Source organism: Planosporangium mesophilum (assembly GCF_016863255.1).
Taxonomy (GTDB): domain Bacteria; phylum Actinomycetota; class Actinomycetes; order Mycobacteriales; family Micromonosporaceae; genus Planosporangium; species Planosporangium mesophilum.
Genome location: NZ_BOON01000018.1, coordinates 17,968 through 37,536 on the forward strand (window position 1 = coordinate 17,968; position 19,569 = coordinate 37,536).

A 19,569-nucleotide genomic window follows, 5' to 3' on the forward strand; every position below is an offset into this window, starting at 1 on the left:
CCGGTACCCCCTGTCGACAGCGGCTGCTTCTCAGGCTATCGGGCCATAAGCGACAGGTGTCGACGCATGGGGTGAACCTAGCTTCCTAGGATGCTGTAGGCGCGGTGGCTCCCGCCACCGCGCTCAGCGCCCCAGCAGGGGAGAGGTCCGTTCCTCCGAGACCGTGGACACGTGGGCGACCTATGGGCGGCACACGTGTCCACGGTCGCAGAGGTCACATCCTGGCCGCGCCGGCCTTGATGGCTTGCCGGATGCGGTTGTAGGTGCCACACCGGCAGATGTTGCGGATCTCGTCCAGGTCGGCATCCCGGATCTCGCGCCCTTCGGCGCGTGCCTGTCGGACCTTGGCGACGGCCGCCATGATCTGGCCGGGCTGGCAGTAGCCGCACTGCGCGACGTCGTTGTCCAGCCATGCTTCCTGCATCGGATGCAGGTCGCGGCCGACGGAGGCGGCCAACCCCTCGATGGTGGTGATCTCGTCGTCGGGCCTGATGGCCGAGATCGGCACCGAGCACGGGTTGAACGCCTTGCCGTTGATGTGGCAGGTACACGCCTTGCACACGTTGATGCCGCAGCCGTACTTCGGTCCGGTGAAGCCGAGGAGGTCACGAAGCACCCAGAGCAGCCGCACGTCGTCCTCGGCCTCGACCGACATGCGTGTTCCATTGAGGATGAAGGTGTGGCGGGGCACGGTCGCTCCTTCTACAAGGCGTGGTCGAGGCCGTCGATGGGGGACTGCGGGATCGGGGGCACGGTGGGCTTCGGTTCGAAGCTGAGCGTGCCGTGGTTGATCGGGAAGCTCGTCGGCATCGTGCCGGTCGCGCGGCCGTAGGCGCAGGCGACGGCCGCCTTGGCGGGGCCGACGGCGAACTCGCCGGCTCCGCCGGGTTGGTCGGTGGTCGCCGGCATGATGTGGATCTCGAGTTCCGGGGGGACGTTCCACTGCCGGGTGTAGAAGTAGTTGTCCCAGCTGCCTTCGAGGAAATGCCCGTCCTTGAGGTGCAGGCTGGAGGTGAGCGCGAGCGCGATACCGTCCATGATCCCGCCCATCATCTGGGCTTCCAGCCCGCGCGGGTTGACCGGCAGGCCGACGTCGACGGCGAACACGACCTTCGTCACCCGCGGACCGGTGACGGCGTCGGGGACCTTCCGGCCCGTGGTCCGGGGTCGGCAGTCGATTTCGACCAGAGCCGCGCTGTACCCCTTGAACTCGGCGTGGAAAGCAATACCCTGCGCGGTACCCGGTGCCATGGTGCGGCCCCAGTTGCCCGCCCGGGCGACCTTGTCCAGCACCGCCCGGGACCGGTCGTCCTTGAGGAACTCACGCCGGAACCGGTACGCGTCCTTACCCATCCGCGCGGCGAGTTCGTCGACCATGAGCTCCCGGGCGCAGCAGACGTCGGGCGAGTAGACCTGCCGCATGCTGCCCGTGTTGAAGCCGATCTCCACCTCGTTGAGCAGCTGCGTGACGACGCCGAAGTGGTACGGCACCTTCTGGGTGAGCAGGAAGGCGCCCTGGGCGAAGCCGTAATTCCCCACCGGCAGCTTCATCGCCATTGCCGTGAGGACCTCGCCCAGGCCCTGACCGAAGTCGGTGGTGACACTGGTGTGCCGGAGCTCGAAGGTCAGCACCTGTCCGGCGAGAACGGTTGCCCGCACCCGGGTGGTGCTCATCGGATGGGCTCGACCCGCCCGGCACTCGTCGACCCGGTGCCACATCAGCTTCACCGGTTTGCCGACCGCCTTCGACACCAGCGCCGCCTCGACCGCAGCGTCGGGAAACAGCTTCCGGCCGAAGGAACCACCGGCCTGGGTGACGTGTACGGTGACGGCGCTCTGCGGTACACCGAGCGCCTCGGCTATGGCTTTCTGTGCGACGATCGGGACCTTGAGCGGTGCCCAGATCTCGGCGCGGTCGGACCGTACGTCGGCGACCGCGCACAGCGGTTCCAGGGCGGCCGGGCTGGCGAAGTGGGACGTGAAGTCGCCGTCCACGGTCTGTGCCAGCAGTGGCACGGCCGGTACCGCCAGCGGTAGCTCGGCCCGGCGCAGTTCCCGCAGGACGGTCTCGTCCGACGCGCCGTCCACCGGGCCCGGCCCCCAGTCCACCTTCAACGCGCGGACGGCGTCGATGCACTGGCCGAACGTCTGGCCGCGGACCGCCACCCCCGTCGGGATCACCACCACGTCGGTGATCCCGGGCATCGCCCTGACCTCCGCCGTGTTGCGTACGCCGCGGACCGTCCCGTTGATCGTCGGTGGGCGGCACACCATCGTCGGCTTGGCGCCCGGTACCTGGAGGTCCATCGCGAACGCCTTTCGGCCGGTGACGGCGTCCAGGGCGTCGACGCGGGACTGCGGGGTGCCGATGACGGTGAACTGGGAGCGCGGCTTCAGGGTGACCGAGACCTGTTCCAGCACGACACCGGCGGCCTTCGTGGCCAGCTCGCCGTAGGACAGAGCCCGCCCGGTGACGGTCGAGACGACCTCACCGCCCTTGGTGACCAGGTTCGAGACGCCATCCCCGAGTTCGATGGCCGCGGCCCGCAGCAGGCGTTGGCGCGCGATCGCGGCGGCCACCCGGATCGGGGTGTACGTGGTCACGGTGCTGACCGATCCGCCGGTCAGCTGGTTGAACAGCAGCTCGGGCCGGGCGTCGGCGAGTCCGACGTGGACGCGGTCGACCGGGAGGTCGAGCTCCTCGGCGATCAGCATGGCCGTGGACGTGGTGATGCCCTGCCCGACCTCGGCCCGGGGGAGGGCGAACGACGCCGTGCCGTCCCGATTGATCTGGATGGTGATGAGGTTCGCCGTCGGGAGCGCCGCATCCCTGAACAGATCCATGCTGTCATAGAGCTCTGCCGGCTGCGGCAGGGAAGGGATCGCCGCCTCGGCCCGCCCCGGAGCGCCTATTTCCGCGGCCACCACCAGCGTCGGCGCCGCGAGCAGATAACCGAGGAACCGACGCCGGGAGGAGAGGTCCCCGCCGTCCTCGGGCCGAGGGGGTGCGGAATCGTCAGACTTCATGCCGGGCTCCGTCCACAGCGGACACGCGAGACGATGAGTGAAAGATGCCGGTCGATGCTATGCCTCGATCTCCGACATCGGTAGTGCCCGGTGGTACTGCTCTGCCGACAGCGCACCCTGAACGGTTCCTGGAGTCGGTGGTACGCCACGACAGCGGAGCGCGGACCGTGGTCCATCGTCTGGACCGCCACGGCTCGAAGGTCGTCTCCTGCGGTGGAAACGTCCGCGAGGTACGCCTGCCAACCGTCGGGCACCTGCTCGGACCGGTACCCGGGACACCGTCGCAGCCGGGTTGACGACGGCCAGCACGCCCGCGCTGGCGCCCCCCGTATGACCTAGCGTCCTAGGATGCCTTAGCGAGCGTGGCTACCGCCACGCCAAACATCAGCCGCTACGCGGCACGGCCGCCTCGCCGCGGTCCCGGGGGGAGGACCCGTCCTATAGCTGCCAGCCCAAACACAACGCTTACGACTACGTCGACAGGATCTGGGCTGCGAGACCTGACCAAGCGCTGCTCGAACAGACGGCGCATCGGAACCAGCGCTGATCGGCTGCACACCGGAGAGTGGCGGGACAACCCACACTGGTCCTCGGGGGACGTGCCCGGTCACGGGTGGTGGAGAAGGGGAACTGCAGCAACGATCGTGCCTGTCGGGCTCCACTTGATGCGTTAGGGCCTGTCCGGCGTGGCGGATGCCGACGTGGATGTGTTGGCCGGCAACGAACGGCGCGGCTGCGTGGCAGCCAGGGAGGATCCAGCATGCCCGAGCACAGCGTCACAGCACAGCCGGGCGTGGCGCCCGCGGCCCGTCGGGCCGCAGGCGTCATGTTCGCCGCCCTGTACGGCGAGCTCGTCCCGCACGCCTGGCGCGATCCCGACTCCGACCTCGACGCCTACTCGCTGTTCTACCACCGGTCGATCGCCATGGGCTGGCTCGACGACAGGTCGGCGGGGGGCGGCTTCGAGGACCGCATGCTCCGTGCGCCCGGGCTGTGGGGCATGAACGACGCCGGGTGGAACCACCCCCGCGCCGCTCCCGGAGCGGAACTGATCTCGTGGTTCCAGGTCGAGGCCAGTCCGGTGGCCGACGACCGACCGCTACCCGTGCAGCCGTTCCTGCGGTGCGCCTGGGACGCGACAGCGCGGGCCGGCACGCTGGACCTGTCTGCGGTACAGGTCCTCCTGCCGGTTCAGGGGCTCGACCCCGCGTCGCGTCCGCCGTACGCGCCCGTGCCGGCGATGCGGACGAAGGAATGGTTCGCCGAGTGCGCCCCGGAAGCGAGGACTCCGGTGGAGGTCAACATCAACAGTGGTCGGGACCCATCGATCCCCGCTGTCGCAAAGCAGGTCATCGAGCACCTCGCCCGCCTGGACCAGGACGTATTCGGGTGCGGGTCCCACGACGTCGCCGGCTGGGACGCCGTCCTGCCTCCTCCGTTCGACGACAGATTCTGGAACGGTCCGCCCCTGCACGGCGTGGTGTTGCGCGGAGAGCTTGCCGAGTGGTCGTGTGACGCGGCCGGGTGGCTGGCTGAGGTCGTCGCCGACTCCGTCGCCCAGCTCGGCGTCCGTTCGCCGCTGCTGCTCACCGTCACGCGAGCCCTCTCGACGGGCTGATGGGGACTCACCGGTCCGGTGGCAGCCGCCACCAGTCGTAGATCGGCGCGCGGCGGGGACCGACGCCCAGCGAAAACAGATGGAGTCACGGGAACACCGGCCCGTACCATCCGGGGATGATCTCGCCGACCCGTCGCATGATTCCCCGCCTGCGGGGCTGCTGACGGTTGTCGTGAGGCCCTGGTACCGGGGCCTCCACGCGATTCGCGGGCCGGAAGCCCCACCCGTCGAATCGAGGAGCTTCCGTGACCCGTACCTACCTCACCACGACGCTGCCGTACGTCAACGCCCGCCCGCACCTGGGGTTCGCGCTGGAGCTGGTACAGGCCGACGTGCTGGCCCGCCACCACCGCCGCCGCGGTGACGAGGTGTGGTCGCAGACCGGTACCGACGAGAACTCGCTGAAGAACGTCCTCGCCGCGCAGGCGGCCGGGGTGCCGGTGGCGGACCTGGTCGACCGCAACGCCTCGGCCTTCGCCGACCTGGGGCGGCTGCTGGACCTGTCGCTGGACGACTTCGTGCGCACCGGCCGGGACGCCCGGCACCGGGCGGGGGTACACCGGCTGTGGCGGGACTGCGCGGCCGCCGGTGACCTGTACCGACGGTACTACGAGGGCCTGTACTGCGTGGGGTGCGAGCAGTTCTACGAGCCGGGTGAACTGCCGGGCGGGGTGTGCCCGGAGCACAACGTGGCACCGCAGCCGGTGGCGGAGGAGAACTGGTTCTTCCGGCTGTCCCGCTACCGCGACCGGCTGCGTGAGGTGATCGCGACGGGGCGCCTGCGCGTCGAACCGGAGTCCCGGCGCAACGAGGTCCTGGCCTTCCTCGACGGCGGGCTGCGTGACCTGTCGGTGTCGCGCTCGCGGGCACGGGCGCGCGGATGGGGCATCGAGGTGCCGGACGATCCCGGCCAGGTCGTGTACGTGTGGTGGGACGCGCTGGGCAACTACGTCTCCGGGCCGGGCTACGGCACCGGCGACGAGGCGTACCGGCGGTGGTGGGTGGGCGCGGACCGGCGGGTGCACCTGCTGGGAAAGGGGGTGCTGCGCTTCCATGCCGTGTACTGGCCGGCGATGTTGCTGTCGGCGGGGCTGCCGCTGCCGACGGAGATCTTCGTGCACGACTACCTGACCGCCGGTGGCGCGAAGATCAGCAAATCTTCGGGTACCGGGGCGGAGCCGTCCGATCTGGTGGCGCGCTACGGCACCGACGCGGTGCGGTGGTGGCTGCTGCGCGAGGTGCCGCGCGTGGGCGACGTGGAGTTCACCCCTGAACGCCTGGTCGCCCGCGCGAACTCCGACCTGGCCAACGGGCTGGGCAACCTCGTCAACCGGGTGGTGGCGATGGTCCACCGGTGCGGGGGTGGCCGGGTGCCGGAGATCGGCATCACCGCTGAGGGCGCGGCGCTGCGGGCCGCATGTGACAGCGTCGGTGGGAAGGTCGACGCCGCGCTGGCGGTGTTCGACTTCCGTCGGGCGGCAGGCGCGGTATGGGAGATCGTGACGGAGGCCAACCGGTACGTGGAGCGGGTACGCCCGTGGGAGCTGGCGGCGGCGGGCCGCGACGCGGATCTGGACGGGTGCCTGGGGCTGCTGGTGGCGGCGTGCCGGTGCCTGGCGGTGGAGCTGGCGCCGTTCCTGCCGGGGCTGGCGGGGCGGGTGGCCGCTCAGTGTGCGGGTGAGGTGTTGGCGCCGGCCCGGCCACTGTTCGTCCGGATCGGCCAGTAGTCGCTCCTTTGGCCCGGGGAGGTCTCGGTCAATTGCCGAGGCCTCCCCGCGCGGTCGTCAGCGCCGCATCAGCGCGAAGACACCCCAGCCCAGGTACGGCCGCTGGTAACGGGCGTACCGCAGCGGTGCGTCGTCGAGTTCGGCCCGCAGCTCACCGGCCAGGTCGTCGTCGGGATTCGCGTCCAGCCAGGTTCGGACGTTGAGCCACTGTGCGGCGACGTAGCGGTCCCAGCTGTCCTCGTCGGCGAGGACCATCTCGACCAGGTCCCAGCCGAGCTTGCCGAACAGGGCGACCAGCCCCGGCAGATCGTGGTGGTCCTCCTTGGCGGAGACGTGGCAGCCCTCAACGGTTGCCTGGTCGGGCGGGTCCGTTCGCCAGAAGGGCTCACCGACGAGGAGCAGCCCACCCGGGTGCAGATCGCGTTCGAGCAGGTCGAGGGTGCCGGCGACGCCGCTGCCGATCCAGGTGGCGCCGATGCAGGCCGCGACGTCGACCGGAGTGGCCGCGACATACGCGGCGGCGTCGCCGTGCACGAACGTCACCCGGTCGTCGACGCCGAGTTCGACAGCGCGGGCCCGCGCGGCGTCGACGAAGGCGGTGCTGATGTCGACGCCGGTGCCGGTGACTCCGTGCTCGCGGGCCCACGTGCACAACATCTCTCCGCTGCCGCTGGCCAGGTCGAGCATGGTCATCCCCGGTCGGAGCCGGATGGCGCGCCCCAGGGTGGCGAGCTTGGAGTCGGTGAAGGGGTTGTGGATGCGGTGGTTGCTCTCGCGGATGGTGAAGCTACGAGGAAGATCCACTTCTGAAGGTCCTCACGTCAGGAGTAGGGGCGACACGAAGGCAGGACGTGACGACCACACGCATACAAAGCACCCCCGGAAGACGTGAAGATCGACAACCTAGCCGCTGCAGAAGTCGCCGGTCTACCGCTTTTCGCCGACACCGGGCGTGGACCCGCGGGTGCGCTAGCGCGGCTGCCAGGCGTCCGGGGTCGCGGTCAGCCGGCGTACGTGGGCCGGCAGCCGGCCGCGTACGAGGTCGGCGAGGCTGACCTCGTCGAGCACGTTGCGGACCGCCGCCCGCACGGCCACCCACAACTGCTGCAGATGGGCGGCGGTGCCCTCGTACATGGCGTCTTCGGGGCGCAGACCCCGCACGGCCGCGAGTGGCCCGTCGACGGCGCGCAGCACCTGCCCGACGCTGATCTCGGCCGGCGGGCGGGTCAGCACGTACCCGCCGTCGACGCCGCGCAGGCCGCGTACCAGGTTGGCGCGGCGCAGGTCCGCCAGGATGGCTTCGAGGAACTTGCGGGGCATGGACTGCTCCTCCGCGAGCGCCTGCGCGGAGACGGTGTTCGGGTAGGCGGCGGCGAGTCCGAGGGCGGCCCGGACGGCGTAGTCGCCGCGCGCGGAGACCTGCATGCGCCCATCATGCCAAGTCGCCGGGTGACTGCGGGTCGGCGGGGACGATCAGCCGGCGCGCCGGGGGCTGGGCGACCACGCGGCGGGCACCATATCGTTACCTTTCGTGCGGCTGGTTACGTTCAACCTGATGCACGGGCGGTCCCTGCGTGACGGCCAGGTCGACCCCGCGCGGCTGCGCGCGGCCGTTGCCGAGCTCGACGCGGACGTGCTCGGCATGCAGGAGGTCGACCGCGACCAGCCGCGTAGCGGCCGGGCCGACCTCGCGGCGCTGGCCGCGACGGCGTTGGGGGAGAAGGCCGCGCACCGGTTCGAGCCGGCCGTGATCGGTACTCCCGGCGAGGTGTTCCGTACCGTCACCGCGGCCGACGCGGGCGTCGGTGAACCGCACTACGGGGTGGCCCTCGCGACCCGCTGGCCGGTGCGGTCGTGGCAGGTGACCCGGCTGCCGGCGGCGCGGATGCGCTCCCCGGTGTACCTGTCGGGCCCCAGCAGCCGGCTGATCCTGATCGACGACGAGCCGCGGGTCCTGCTGGCGGCCGTGGTCGACGGGCCACTCGGTCCGATGACGGTGGCCACCACCCACCTGTCGTTCGTACCGGGCTGGAACGTGCGCCAACTGCGACAGGTCATCCGTGCCCTGCGTACCCTGCCGTCGCCCCGGCTGCTGCTGGGCGACCTCAACATTCCCGGCCGGATGGCCGCCGTGGTGTCGGGCTGGCGGATGCTCGCCCAGCTGCCCACGTACCCGAGCCCGGCACCCCGGGTACAGTTCGACCACGTCCTGCTCGACCCGCGCGGCGGCGGGCGGCTGCCCGCGGTACGGGCGGTGGAGACCCCGGCGGTCACCGTGTCGGACCATCGCCCCCTGGTGGTGGAGCTGTGATCGCGTCGTCGTCGAGCGGCCCCATGATCGCCTCGCTGATGTCACGCAGCTGACGTACTTGCTCGGGGCTCAGCACGTCGAACAGGTGCGCCCGCACCCCGGCCACGTGCCCGGGCGCCGCCGCGGCGAGCGCCGCGAAGCCGTCGTCAGTCAGCTCCGCGATCTGCCCGCGCTTGTCGGTGACGCAGTCGCGGCGGTCGACCCAGCCGCGCTCCTCCAGCCGGGCGACCGCGTGCGACAGACGGCTGCGCGAGGAGCGGGTACGGCGAGCCAGCTCACTCATGCGCAGGGAGCGTCCGGGCGCCTCCGACAGCCATACCAGAATCTCGTAGTACGCGTGGGGGATGCCGACGTCGCGCTGCAGCTCCCGGTCGAGCCGGTCGAACAGGAGTTGGGTGGCGCCGAAGAACGCACGCCAGGTGCGTTGCTCGTCCGCGTCGAGCCAGCGTGGTTCGGCCATGTTCGTCACCTTACCGTTTGAACGCTCAACCACCTGTTACCGTCGAAGAGAACCTCAGGAGGTACGAATGCCGGTGCACCGTCTCAACCACGCCGTGCTCTACGTCAGTGACGTCGAGCGCAGCGCGGCCTTCTATCGGGACACCCTCGGATTCCGTACCACCATGGCGTTCCCGGACGCGATCTTCCTCGCGGCGCCCGGCTCGACCAGCCGGGCCGACCTGGGCCTGTTCCAGGCCGACCCGGAGGCCACCGCCAGCAGGGGGCCGGCCCGGCGGGGCGCGGTAGGCCTGTACCACCTGGCCTGGGAGGTCGACACCCTCGCCGAGCTCGAACGCTTGGCCGGAATCCTGGCCAACGCCGGCGCGCTCGTCGGGGCCACCGACCACGGCGTCCTCAAGAGCCTGTACGCCAAGGACGCCGACGGCATCGAGTTCTCCGTCGTCTGGGTGGTGCCCGAGGAGCTTCTCGACGACGCCCCCAAGCAGGTCGGGACGCTCGACATCGGCAAGGAGAAGGCCCGCTACGGCGCCGAGACCCGCGGCGGCGTCGCTGGCGGGGTGCCGGTCACCGACTAGGGCCCTCCTGCCGCCCACGTCCCCGGCCGCCCGAACCGCTAGCGCGCGGTAGCCCAGGCGGGGGCGTCCGCGCCCGGCCGGCGCGGGGGCGTGTCCCATCGCGGGGTGTACCCGTCGAGCGCCCCCGGAGGCCGGACGTGGTCGAGCACCCCGAAGTCGCTGTCCATCCGCGACATCAGGTCGTCGGGGTAGGCCGGTTCCCCGGTGGGTGAGCCGGCCGAGGAGGCACGGCCCAGCCCGTCCAGCCAGCGGGCGGTACGGGCCAGCGACAGCCGGGCGTGCCACGACCCGCCCACGGTGTGCCGGCGGTGCAGCCCCACCATCGCCGCCATCGCCGCCAACCAGCCCGTACCGTGGTCGAGCAGCTGCGACGGCAGCGCCACGGCAGCCCCGTCGTTCCAGGCGATACCCGTCGCCAGCTGCACCAGGCTGTCGAAGCCGCGTCGCTGCCGCCACGGGCCGTCCTGACCCCATGCGCTGATCGACACGTACACCAGCCCCGGGCGCAGCGCGGCACACTCGCGGGGGCCGAAGCCCAACGCCTCCAGCGCGCGCGGCCGGTACGCCTGCAGCAGCACGTCGGCGCCCCTGATCAGCTCGCGCAGCGCGTCCCGGCCCGGCTCGGTGCGCAGGTCCAGGTGGGTGAAGCGCTTGCCGAACCCGGTGTCCACGACCAGCGCCGGTACCAGCGCCAGGTGGTCGGCGCCCACCCGCAGCACGTCGGCGCCGTGCGCGGCGAGGGTGCGCCCGGCAACCGGCCCGGCGATGACCCGCGTCAGGTCCAGCACCCGCACACCGTCCAGTGGACGGTCGCCGGCCGGCAACGGCCGGGCCGGGGCGTCACCGAGGCGCTCCATCGCGACCAGCGGCAGCCCCGCCACCGTGCGGCCCTGCGGGTGCTCGGCCCAGGCGGCCGGCGTACGCAGCGCAGCGGCCGCCCCGCCCACGGCCACCACCGTGTCCTCCACCTCCACCGCGCCGCGTTCGGCCACCGCGGCCGCGACCCGCTCCCGGTCCTCCGGTACGCCCAGGGCGCGCGTGATCGCTTCCCGGTGAGCCGGATAGTTCGCGTGCAGGCGTACCCAGCCGTCGGCTGCCCGGTAGTCGCCGGACAAGTCGGCCCACACCGCCGGCGCCCGGCCGTCCACCCGCAGGTACCGCTCGCTGCGGAACGCCAGCGCGGCGTGCCGCACGTCCACCCGTACCGTCGGCGCCGGCCCACCGCGCGCCTGCCACAGCCGGCCGGCGGCCAGCGTGGCGGCGGCCACGGTCGCCGCGGCGGCAGCATCGACCCGGTACGGCGAGGTGAGCACCGGTTCGGTGCCGGCGACGTGGAGCTCCGCCGCGGGGTCGGTGTCCACGCCCCGGCAGAGGTCCGCGACGGCGTCGGTGACGGCGTTGTTCATGGCGTGGACTCTAGGACCGACCGCGGCACCAGCCGGGTCATATAGCCGCAGGGTGAGCGGGGTAACCGAGCCCGCCGGGTCGCGAGCGGGCCGGCGCCTGTCAGTCCGGGCGGCCCATCGGGAGGCCGCGGCGAAAAAGGAGGTCGCCGACGCCCTGGCAGAGCGGGCCAAGGGCGGCGAGAGCCGGCAGGCGCTGCTGGACGAGATCCTGACCATCGTGCTCGAGACCGGGATCGGCGACGAGCAGATCGGCAACCTGCTGAGCACCAGCATCGGCCCGGACCGGATGCGCGCGGCGTGGGCCGAGCGCCGCGCGCGGCTGCCCCGCGACCACGGCCAGCTGAGCATGTTGGACGCCTCGATGTCGTACCTCGCCTGGACCGCCGAGTGGTACTTCCGACCGGAGATCTTGGAGGCGGCCAACGCCGCGGTGGTCAACTACCACCACCGGCCGCCGCTGACCCGGGCATTCGGCTCGCGTACCCTGTCGAGCTCGGACGGGCAGCGGTTCCCGGTCAACGGCAAGAGCATCACCGCACGGCACCTGTCCCGGTACTTCGCCCGTGGGCCGGGCGTCTCCACCTACACCCACGTCTGCGACCAGCACTCCACCTTCGACACGAAGGTCATCGTCGCGACCGCGCCGGAGTCGCACTACGTGCTCGACGGGCTGCTGGGCAACGAGACCGACCTGCCGACCTTCGAGCACGCCACCGACACCCACGGCGCGACCCTGGCGAACTTCGCGCTGTTCGACACCGGCGGCCGCCCTGCGCCGGTCCGACTGGCAGTTCGACGACGAGATCCTGGCGCACATCTGGCCGACCCACCACGGGAACGTGCACTTCTACGGCACCCGTTCGGTCGACACGACGGCTGCCGGCCGCTGCGGCTGACTAAGGTCGTCTCGCAGGCAGCTGATCGACGTCTTCGTGAGCGGCGGCTTCTCTTGCGGGTCGCCGCTCACGTCTGAGATCCACCGCGCGCCGCGGTCGCCGGGCTCTACGGGAAGAGGTACACCTCGGGGCGAAAGCGTCGACTGACGGCCTGGTTCGCGGAGAACGCCCGGCCCGTTCGCCGCCGCGATCGGTGTTCGAAACGCGGCAGTCGTCCCGTATTGCTGCCGCCGCATCCACAACATGCTCGGCAAATTGGTCTAGAAACTCTTTCCTGACGGCAACGTTTCGATGCGGTCACAGCGTATGTAGTTGCTGTGACGATGTTGGCGAGGATGGTGAGGAAGCATGCACAGCCAGGACGACGAGGAGGCGACAGCCTTCGTCAAGGCTAGCTACGGTCGCTTGCTTCGTGAGGCCTTCCTGCTCTGTGGGGATGCTGGCCGAGCCGAGGACCTGGTGCAGACCACTTTGGCGAAGACAGTCGTGGTGTGGTCGCGTCTGCAGCGGTCCGAGGGGATCGACAACTATGTGCAACGGACCCTGATCAATACCTACCTCAGCGCGCGGCGCCGCCGGGCCTGGTGGGAGCAGCCCTTCAGCCGGCTGGTGGAAAGCCAGGCCCGGGACGAGTACGTGGGGGTAGAACAGCGGGACTGGCTCCGTCGGGCGCTGGATGCTCTGCCGGCACGACAGCGTGCCGCGGTCGTCCTGCGCTTCTATGCAGACCTGTCCGAGCAGGACGCGGCGCGGGCGTTGGGCTGTTCGGTGGGCACAGTCAAGAGTCTTTCGTCAAGGGGCCTGCGGACTCTCCGCCAGCGTTGGGTCGGGGTCGACGCCACAACTGAACACGAGGTGCGATATGCATAGCCAGATAGAGTTGCGTGACCGCCTTGCTGCCCTGGCCGAGCCGGTGAAACCTGTCGAGGATTACGAAGACAAAGTCATGCGGCGATCACGTCGGCTTCGTTGGCGGCGGCGTATGACCGCCGGTGCGGCGGCCGCCGTGTGCGTGGCAGTACTGGTGACCATGTTCAGGGTGGTCGGAGTCGGCTCGTCGCCGCAGTTGGCCGCACCACCCCCGGATGGCCCGTTCCTGGGCTGGTCTGCTGTCGGTGATGTCGATGCCAGTCTGGTACGTGAGGCCACGGACGTCTGGGATTCTGCCGGGACAGGAGGGCCTCACACCGCTGTCCGGGCTCTCGTCGCAACGCGGAATCACCAACAATTGCACTCGATCGCAGTCTTGCAGGGTTACGACAAGCAGGGTGTCGCGCGGCTGGCCTTCTTCACCAGCGATGCGAGCGCGGCCAAGGCTTTGCGTCTACGGGCGGATCGGCCCGCACCCGACCCCGTCACGACCCAGGTGATCAGCCTGGTCAGTCCCCGGTTGACCGGACCGGTCGGAGTAGTCAGCACGGATGGGTGGGGTACCTACGCCATCGCTGTTGCTATGCCAGGTGTTACTGCGGTGCGCGTCTCAAATACGGTCATCGACGACGAGATGATCGGCGAGCCCAACGCGCAGACCAGCCGCCTTATCGTCAAGGGGTTCCCGCTGAACGCGACAGCGCAAACAACGACTGTCTCCGGCTTTATCAAGCCGAATCGACCGCTGGCCAAGATGACGAAGGTGTTCGAGGTACCAGGCGACGGCGGTGCCGACGACGACGCGCGCGCGGTACCGGGCAAGGTGTTGACTAAAACCGGCCAACAGATAGTTGTGGCTTTCCAGCAGAACCAGGCGGTGCGGCGAGGCCAACTCGCTGTTGTGACCAAGGGTTTGGTTGGACGCGTGACCGCAATTGACGTCACGCGTGGCGAAGCGACAATTGACCTGGTTACCAGTACCGGATTCGCCGGCCCAGCCCACACCGACATCAGCGATGTGCCGGGCTCGGTGCGTGGCACCGGAACGAGTCTCGTCATGGAGCGCATACCGACAGGTGAAAAGGTGTATACGGTGACGGCGGGAAATCGTGTTCTGGTGCCGGATCCGTGCCAGCCGAATGACCAAGTCGGCGCTGTCACGGTTGGACGAGCTTCCTCGGACAAAGCGGCGGAAGCCAGCAGTGTGGAACTGGCACCGACGGTTGACCTCACCCACTTGCGCGAAGTGTCAATCATGACGTCGCCCACTGGCGGCGATTGCTAACGCCCAAAAAAAGTGTGCGGGAGGAAGGTGGCCTCCCGCACACTTTTATCTTAACCGTACAGAATCATTGCCAGGAATAGCGAACCCGGCCACTGCCGGACACGAATGCGTAATGTCCTCCCGAATTGTTTGCGACGGCGTAGTAGAACTGATGGTCTGTGTAGGTGGGAACCTGCGACCAGCAATACGACCGGGCGACGCCATCAGCAGGCACCGTGACTGACGAGCCATTCAGTGAGATGTAGAAATAATGGTACTGGTCGTGGTAGCCGTTGTCCCAGGTGGCCTTGACGTCCTTACAAACTGTGCTGCTTTCGGTCAATTGGAATGTGCGGCCATACAAGGACCGGACTCCATCAAATGTGAAGTTGTACGGCACTGTCGCCGCGGCGAGGACGGTTGCTCCGCTTGCAATGGTTGAGCCGTTTTGAGAGTAATGGTCGGTCGGGCCAGAGAGTTTAGGGAGCTCCCCGATAACCGTCATGGTCACGTTCGGCGGCAGCGACGCCCTCGCGGCGGCATTATTCGCCTCGATCTCGGCAGCGCTAGGTTTCGCGGTGTTCGGCGTGACGTCGGCTGCTTCTGCCGTAGGCGCCGCCTGAACCGGAGCAGCCAGTAGCAGCAGACCTACGGTCGCAGCGCCGGTGGCGGCAGCGAGCCGCCTCTTGAACGAGTGTGACACTCTGTAATCCTCCCCGTTGCAGTAAGTGGTGGGCTGATCCTGCCGGGAAGCGATCGACTGTCACAAGATTGACGTCTGGCTATGACTTGTGAGGCTTGTCACCCGCCTTCGGTGACCCATGCACAGCGGACATGTGTTATCGAGAAGGATCGATGAGCAGGTGTGGGCCGGAGGTCTGGTGACACGGCCACGCTCGGCATCTACGTCCGGCTCGGTGAGGAGACCTCCGCCCGCATCACCGCCGAGAACGATGAGCACCACCGCCGCCACCGGCGCTGACCCGACGTGGCGCTCGCTTGGTCCTTCGATCCTGGATATCGCCCGTCCACAGGTCGACCCGACTATTCGCGATCTCGAAGTGGTCCGCGGCGGTGTCGCCGGCCATCAGGCGCAGGAGTGTGGACTTACCCGAGCCGTTGAGCCCGACCAGGCCGGTGCGACCGGTACCGACCGTGCTGGTGATGCCGCCAGCACGGTCGCCCCGTCAGGTCGCAAACTGGTGCAAGCGAGATAGCGCGACAACACATCATCAATCCGTCGTGCGCTATCACAGCTGCGCGGCGTCAGCCCCTCCGCCCTCGTCACCCGTGGCCGCCGGGGACAGGAGACTACCCAGGGCGCGGTTGGTGCGGTTGGCCCGTACCGCCGCCCGCTGCTGACCCGCGGTCACCTCGATGTAGTGCTGGCTCGACGCCAGGCTCGCGTGCCCGAGCAGCCGCATGATCTCCGACGCGTTCGCCCCGTCCTCGGCCAGACGGGTCGCGAACGTGTGCCGCAAGGCATGCAACCGCGCCCCCTGCGGCACCCGCTCGTTGATTCCCGCCCGTCGGTAGCACGAATCGACCAGGTACTGCAGGCCGCCCCGACGCAGCGGCTCACCGTGCCGGTCGACCAGCAGCACCGACTCGGGGCGTACCGAACGCGCGCCGAAGCGACGTCCGCGGCTGTCCAGATAGTTGGCCAGCACCCCGTCAAGCTCCGGCTCGATCGGCACGACCCGGTGCCGGCCACCTTTCCCGGAGACGTGGACCCGGCGCTCGCCGGGGCGTCCGGCGATCGATCCGACCTGCAGCGCCAGCAGTTCCGACAGGCGCAGCCCGGCGCACAGCGCCAGGGCGAGGACGGCGAGGTCGCGCTCCGGCCACGGGTGGCGCTGGCGCTGGTCGTCGCGTGCCACCGCGGTCAGCAGTTGCTCGGGGGTGTCCTCGCCGCGCAGCGGCTTGGGCAGGGGAGCCGGGGGACTGGGTCTGTCCACAGCGGACATCGGGTTGCCCGCGACGATCCCGTCGGCCACCAGGAACGTGAAGAAACTGTTCCAGCTCGACCAGGCGCGGTAGACCGACGCGGCGGCGCGGGGAGTGGCGAAGTGGGCGAAGGCCGCGCGCAGGGTCCGGGCCGACAGCGCGTGGATCGGAAGCTCGGCCAGGGGGAGGGGAGCGTCGGGAGCTTCGGCCACCAGCCGGGCGATCGCAAGCAGGTCACGCCGGTACGCCTGGAGCGTGTGCGGGGAAGGCTTACGGGTTGCGCGGGCGACGAGGAACTCCTCGATCAGAGTAAGTACCCGTTCGTCCTCTTTGTCCTGCATAAGGAATATTATGCATGAATTTCGCGGCGGTCGACAGGGGGAGCGGTAGCCGTGGGGGCCGGGCCTCGATACCGCGGGGTCTCGATACCGCGGATGACCAGCCGGAGGCCGGGGTCATTCTTTCGTGCACCTGCCTGGCGGTGTGGCCGCGCGCCAGAGATGTGCGGACGAGAACGAAAGCGCGTCCGGTCCGCGCGTGGATCACCATGGCCCGGTAGGCGAACCTCGGAGACGGCCGCCCGACGGCCCGCCATCAGTGCGACGGGTACCTCGCACACACGCCACACGTGGCCGGTGCCGTCGTGTCGTCATGCGGACGCCGGACGCGCATCTCTGTGTCACCCGCCGGTAGGTCGTGGTGGCAGGGCATGGGTCGAAACCCCGCCCAGGACGCTCCAAGAGGGGCCCCGTGCTATTAGGTTGACATAATGTGCATTATCGACCAACTCGGAACGGCCCCCCAAGAGGGGCCAGGTGCGCGCCCCAACGACGCCGAATCGATCCAGACGCTGTAAGCGCACCTACCGGTGCGGCGGAACTCACGGGGCCGCGTCCCGGCGCGGCGTCCGTGCCGTCCAAGGACGCTCGTCGCCCACCGGCGGCGAGCCGCTGCGCTGCTGCCTGCCGGACACGTCGAGGTCCGTCGGTCCGTACGAGGCCGGCGGAAATCAGTCCTGACGGCGCCGGCCCCGACGGTAGACTCCCCCGCCATGACCGACATCGACGGGCATGGTCGCCCGGAGCCTCCGCTCGCGGCCGACGAAACCGCCACGCTGCTGGGATTCCTGGACTACCAGCGCGCGACCCTGGCGTGGAAGTGCGCGGGGCTGGACGCGGCCGACCTGAAGGCGACCGTGGGGGCCTCGTCGATGACCCTGGGCGGCATGCTCAAGCACATGGCGCTCGTCGAGGACGGCTGGTTCTCGCGGTCGCTGCACGGGCGGGACCGGCGGCCGCCGTGGGACACGGTGGACTGGACGGCCGACCCCGACTGGGATTGGCAATCGGCGGCCGAGGACTCCCCCGAGCAGCTGTTCGCGCTCTGGCAGGACGCCGTGGCCCGGTCCCGTTCCCTGGTCGCGGAGGCTCTCGCGGACGGCGGCGGCCTGGACCGGCTGGCTGTGCGCACCTGGTCCGACGGTCGGGCGCCGAGCCTGCGGTGGATCCTGTGCCACATGATCGAGGAGTACGCGCGGCACAACGGCCATGCCGACCTGATCCGGGAGTCGGTGGACGGACAAACCGGCGAGTAGTCGCAGCGGTCACGGCCGTGGATCTCCGGGCTTGGTGGTTCGGTCGTCTGCCTGCACCGAGAACGGTGGGCTGTCGCCCGCGGGGATCATCGCCCCTGACCACCTACCTCCACCCCATCACTTTGGGTAACCGTCCACTGCGGATCTCGTGAGGGCTCGGCGCGTCACTGAATTCGTCGCCGGAGCGGACTAGGCCGTGCCGGCGCGGGTAGTCCGCTCGCGACCGGTACAGCAGACGAGTGACCAGGAGGAGCCCATGCCCATCACGAGTCCGGCGGACCTGTTCCTCTACGAACTGTCCGGCATGCACGACGCGGAGAAGAAGAAGGCCGCGTGGAAGGGTGAGATCGTCGGGCAGATCAGGTCGGGCCCCCTGCAGGACATCATGCGGGTCGAGCAGCAGGAGTCCCAGCAGAAGGTGAAGAACCTGGAGTCGTGTTTCCAGGCGCTGGGCAGCCAGCCGCGCGATGTCCCGTGCCTGGCGGTGGACGGGATGCGGGCGGAGTACCAGCAGTTCATGAGCCAGAACCCGTCGCCCGAGTCGATGGAGATGTACACCTGCGGCATGATGCTGAAGGCGTCTCACTTCGGGCTCGGCAGCTACAAGGGTCTGATCGACAAGGCCATGCTCATGGGCGAGAACCAGTGCGCCCAGCTCCTGCAGACCAACCTGGTCATCAACGAGGAGAGCACCGGCCGGACGGAGCGGATCGGCCACGAGATGAGCCGGCGCGTGATGGCGACCGCCTGACCCGCGTCAGCCTGGAGATCGTAGAGCCGTCGGTGCCGGACCACGAATGGGCCGGTACCGACGGCCGCTGCGTGTACCTGTCCCCTGTGTACCTGACACGCGACTACGAAGGCGTACCCGGCCGAGCTCGCGGGGCGGCTCCTCGGGTGCGCCTTCGTAGTCGACGAGCTGGCCCGGGCGGTGCACGAGGAGGCGTACGCGCGGGTCGACACGGTGCTCGAGTACCCGACTGCACCGTACCGGGCGCCGCTCGGTACGTTCTCCAGGCATCTGATGCTGCCGGCGTGGTGCTGGCCCGCCGGCCGCGGTGGCCGCCGGAGTGTCGGAGCCTGCTGCTAGAACATATGTACAGACGTACAGGTGTGCCGGGGAAAGGGTCCAACATGGCCGTGCGCGGGTTGTCCACCGCGGAGCTGGAGCAGATCCGTGATGCTCTCACCGCCGGGCGTCGGCCGAAGGTGGTCTTCACCGAGTCCGCCGGGCAGATCGTCGGCCAGCACGGGCAGGTCGTGGAGTTGGCCGACCCGGCGGTGAGCGACGAGTGGGTGGTGGTCCGGTTCGGCCGCGACGAGTTGCCGTTCTCCCCCGCCGACCTGGCGATCGCTCCCAAGGGCGCCCCGCCCCGGCGGCAGCCCAAGGCGGGGCCCGCCGACGCACCCGCCGAGCCGCCCGGCCCGCCGCTGCTTCCCCCCGACCCGCCGGCCGCCACCCGTACCGCCGTGCCCGCACCCCGCGAGGAGAGTCCCGTGAGCGACGTCCCGACCCCCGACGAGGCCGCGTCCGGCAACGGCGGGCAGCCGACCCGCCCGGCGAAGGCACCGGCCCGCAAGGCCGCGCGTGTCAAGCCGCCGGCGACGTTGACGGTCACCCTGTCGTACGCCGACGGCGAGTGGATGGTCGCCGCGCAGCAGGGCAGCAAGAGCCTCGCCAAGCCCTACGTCATCAAGGCGACGGAGGCACTGAAGATGGTGGGGATGCTCGACGTTCCCGGGGTGCACGAGGCGGTCGAGGAGATCGTGTCGGCGGCGCGGGCCGAAGCGGAGGCCGAGGCGGAGCGGCTACGGTCCGAGCTGGCCGAGATCGAGGCGCGCCTGGCGGAGCTGCGCGACGCGCATTGACGA

18 protein-coding genes and 1 pseudogene are annotated in these 19,569 nt (G+C 69.8%); 10 read left to right on the forward strand and 9 right to left on the reverse strand.

Going from position 1 to position 19,569, the window contains the following annotated elements; genetic code table 11:
• Window positions 1–214: 214 nt before the first annotated feature.
• On the reverse strand, window positions 215–691 hold the full coding sequence (locus Pme01_RS09945) for a (2Fe-2S)-binding protein (protein WP_168114421.1): 477 nt from the start codon (window positions 689–691) through the stop codon (window positions 215–217).
• 11 nt (window positions 692–702) lie between these two features.
• Window positions 703–3,027 carry a xanthine dehydrogenase family protein molybdopterin-binding subunit gene (locus Pme01_RS09950; RefSeq protein ID WP_168114422.1) on the reverse strand — a complete coding sequence of 775 codons (2,325 nt, stop codon included), beginning with the start codon at window positions 3,025–3,027 and terminating at the stop codon, window positions 703–705.
• Window positions 3,028–3,787: 760 nt separating this feature from the next.
• On the opposite strand from Pme01_RS09950, the gene Pme01_RS09955 reads away from it, so the two are divergent.
• Both Pme01_RS09955 and Pme01_RS09960 read left to right on the forward strand, forming a co-directional pair.
• Window positions 3,788–4,645 (forward strand): hypothetical protein, encoded by an 858-nt coding sequence (locus Pme01_RS09955; RefSeq protein WP_168114423.1) that lies wholly within the window; start codon window positions 3,788–3,790, stop codon window positions 4,643–4,645.
• 245 nt (window positions 4,646–4,890) lie between these two features.
• Window positions 4,891–6,372, forward strand: a complete 1,482-nt coding sequence (locus Pme01_RS09960) for a methionine--tRNA ligase (RefSeq protein WP_168114424.1) — start codon at window positions 4,891–4,893, stop codon at window positions 6,370–6,372.
• Between the two features lie 57 nt (window positions 6,373–6,429).
• Here the strand turns inward: Pme01_RS09960 and Pme01_RS09965 are convergent, their stop codons facing one another.
• Both Pme01_RS09965 and Pme01_RS09970 read right to left on the reverse strand, forming a co-directional pair.
• Window positions 6,430–7,176 carry an SAM-dependent methyltransferase gene (locus Pme01_RS09965; RefSeq protein WP_168114425.1) on the reverse strand — a complete coding sequence of 249 codons (747 nt, stop codon included), beginning with the start codon at window positions 7,174–7,176 and terminating at the stop codon, window positions 6,430–6,432.
• A gap of 165 nt (window positions 7,177–7,341) precedes the next feature.
• On the reverse strand, window positions 7,342–7,797 hold the full coding sequence (locus tag Pme01_RS09970; protein WP_168114426.1) for an RrF2 family transcriptional regulator: 456 nt from the start codon (window positions 7,795–7,797) through the stop codon (window positions 7,342–7,344).
• 106 nt (window positions 7,798–7,903) lie between these two features.
• Between Pme01_RS09970 and Pme01_RS09975 the strand changes: the two genes are divergently transcribed.
• A complete protein-coding gene (locus Pme01_RS09975; RefSeq protein WP_168114427.1) occupies window positions 7,904–8,683 on the forward strand; it encodes an endonuclease/exonuclease/phosphatase family protein in 780 nt (259 codons plus the stop codon).
• Here Pme01_RS09975 and Pme01_RS09980 read toward each other — a convergent pair.
• Window positions 8,643–9,143, reverse strand: coding sequence for a MarR family winged helix-turn-helix transcriptional regulator (locus tag Pme01_RS09980; protein WP_168114428.1), 501 nt, complete (start codon window positions 9,141–9,143; stop codon window positions 8,643–8,645). The genes Pme01_RS09975 and Pme01_RS09980 overlap by 41 nt on opposite strands.
• 67 nt (window positions 9,144–9,210) lie before the next feature.
• Here Pme01_RS09980 and Pme01_RS09985 point away from each other — a divergent pair, with 67 nt between their 5' ends.
• A complete protein-coding gene (locus Pme01_RS09985) occupies window positions 9,211–9,720 on the forward strand; it encodes a VOC family protein (RefSeq protein WP_168114429.1) in 510 nt (169 codons plus the stop codon).
• Window positions 9,721–9,758: 38 nt separating this feature from the next.
• Here the strand turns inward: Pme01_RS09985 and Pme01_RS09990 are convergent, their stop codons facing one another.
• Window positions 9,759–11,126, reverse strand: a complete 1,368-nt coding sequence (locus Pme01_RS09990; protein ID WP_168114430.1) for a CoA transferase — start codon at window positions 11,124–11,126, stop codon at window positions 9,759–9,761.
• Window positions 11,127–11,244: 118 nt separating this feature from the next.
• Between Pme01_RS09990 and Pme01_RS09995 the strand changes: the two are divergent.
• The 3 genes and pseudogenes from Pme01_RS09995 to Pme01_RS10005 all read left to right on the forward strand — a co-directional run.
• A pseudogene (locus Pme01_RS09995) lies at window positions 11,245–12,096 on the forward strand (Tn3 family transposase); the annotation flags it as partial.
• Window positions 12,097–12,370: 274 nt separating this feature from the next.
• On the forward strand, window positions 12,371–12,892 hold the full coding sequence (locus tag Pme01_RS10000; RefSeq protein WP_168114431.1) for a SigE family RNA polymerase sigma factor: 522 nt from the start codon (window positions 12,371–12,373) through the stop codon (window positions 12,890–12,892).
• A complete protein-coding gene (locus tag Pme01_RS10005; protein ID WP_168114432.1) occupies window positions 12,885–14,177 on the forward strand; it encodes a rod shape-determining protein MreC in 1,293 nt (430 codons plus the stop codon). The genes Pme01_RS10000 and Pme01_RS10005 overlap by 8 nt, the downstream gene beginning before the upstream one ends.
• A gap of 64 nt (window positions 14,178–14,241) precedes the next feature.
• On the opposite strand, the gene Pme01_RS10010 is transcribed toward Pme01_RS10005, so the two are convergent.
• The 3 genes from Pme01_RS10010 to Pme01_RS10020 all read right to left on the reverse strand — a co-directional run bounded on the left by Pme01_RS10010 (window position 14,242) and on the right by Pme01_RS10020 (window position 16,444).
• Window positions 14,242–14,859 carry a hypothetical protein gene (locus Pme01_RS10010; protein ID WP_168114433.1) on the reverse strand — a complete coding sequence of 206 codons (618 nt, stop codon included), beginning with the start codon at window positions 14,857–14,859 and terminating at the stop codon, window positions 14,242–14,244.
• A 235-nt stretch (window positions 14,860–15,094) separates the two neighbouring features.
• Entirely contained in the window at window positions 15,095–15,322 is a 228-nt protein-coding gene (locus tag Pme01_RS31635) for an ATP-binding cassette domain-containing protein (RefSeq protein ID WP_203935541.1), read from the reverse strand.
• Between the two features lie 84 nt (window positions 15,323–15,406).
• A complete protein-coding gene (locus Pme01_RS10020) occupies window positions 15,407–16,444 on the reverse strand; it encodes a tyrosine-type recombinase/integrase (RefSeq protein WP_168114434.1) in 1,038 nt (345 codons plus the stop codon).
• Between the two features lie 710 nt (window positions 16,445–17,154).
• Here Pme01_RS10020 and Pme01_RS10025 point away from each other — a divergent pair.
• The 3 genes from Pme01_RS10025 (at window position 17,155) to Pme01_RS10035 (ending at window position 19,566) form a co-directional block, all read left to right on the forward strand.
• Entirely contained in the window at window positions 17,155–17,697 is a 543-nt protein-coding gene (locus tag Pme01_RS10025) for a DinB family protein (protein WP_168114435.1), read from the forward strand.
• A 256-nt stretch (window positions 17,698–17,953) separates the two neighbouring features.
• Window positions 17,954–18,448: a YciE/YciF ferroxidase family protein gene (locus Pme01_RS10030; protein ID WP_168114436.1), complete on the forward strand. Its 495-nt coding sequence runs from the start codon at window positions 17,954–17,956 to the stop codon at window positions 18,446–18,448.
• A 383-nt stretch (window positions 18,449–18,831) separates the two neighbouring features.
• Window positions 18,832–19,566 (forward strand): DUF6319 family protein, encoded by a 735-nt coding sequence (locus tag Pme01_RS10035; RefSeq protein ID WP_168114437.1) that lies wholly within the window; start codon window positions 18,832–18,834, stop codon window positions 19,564–19,566.
• Window positions 19,567–19,569 lie beyond the last annotated feature (3 nt).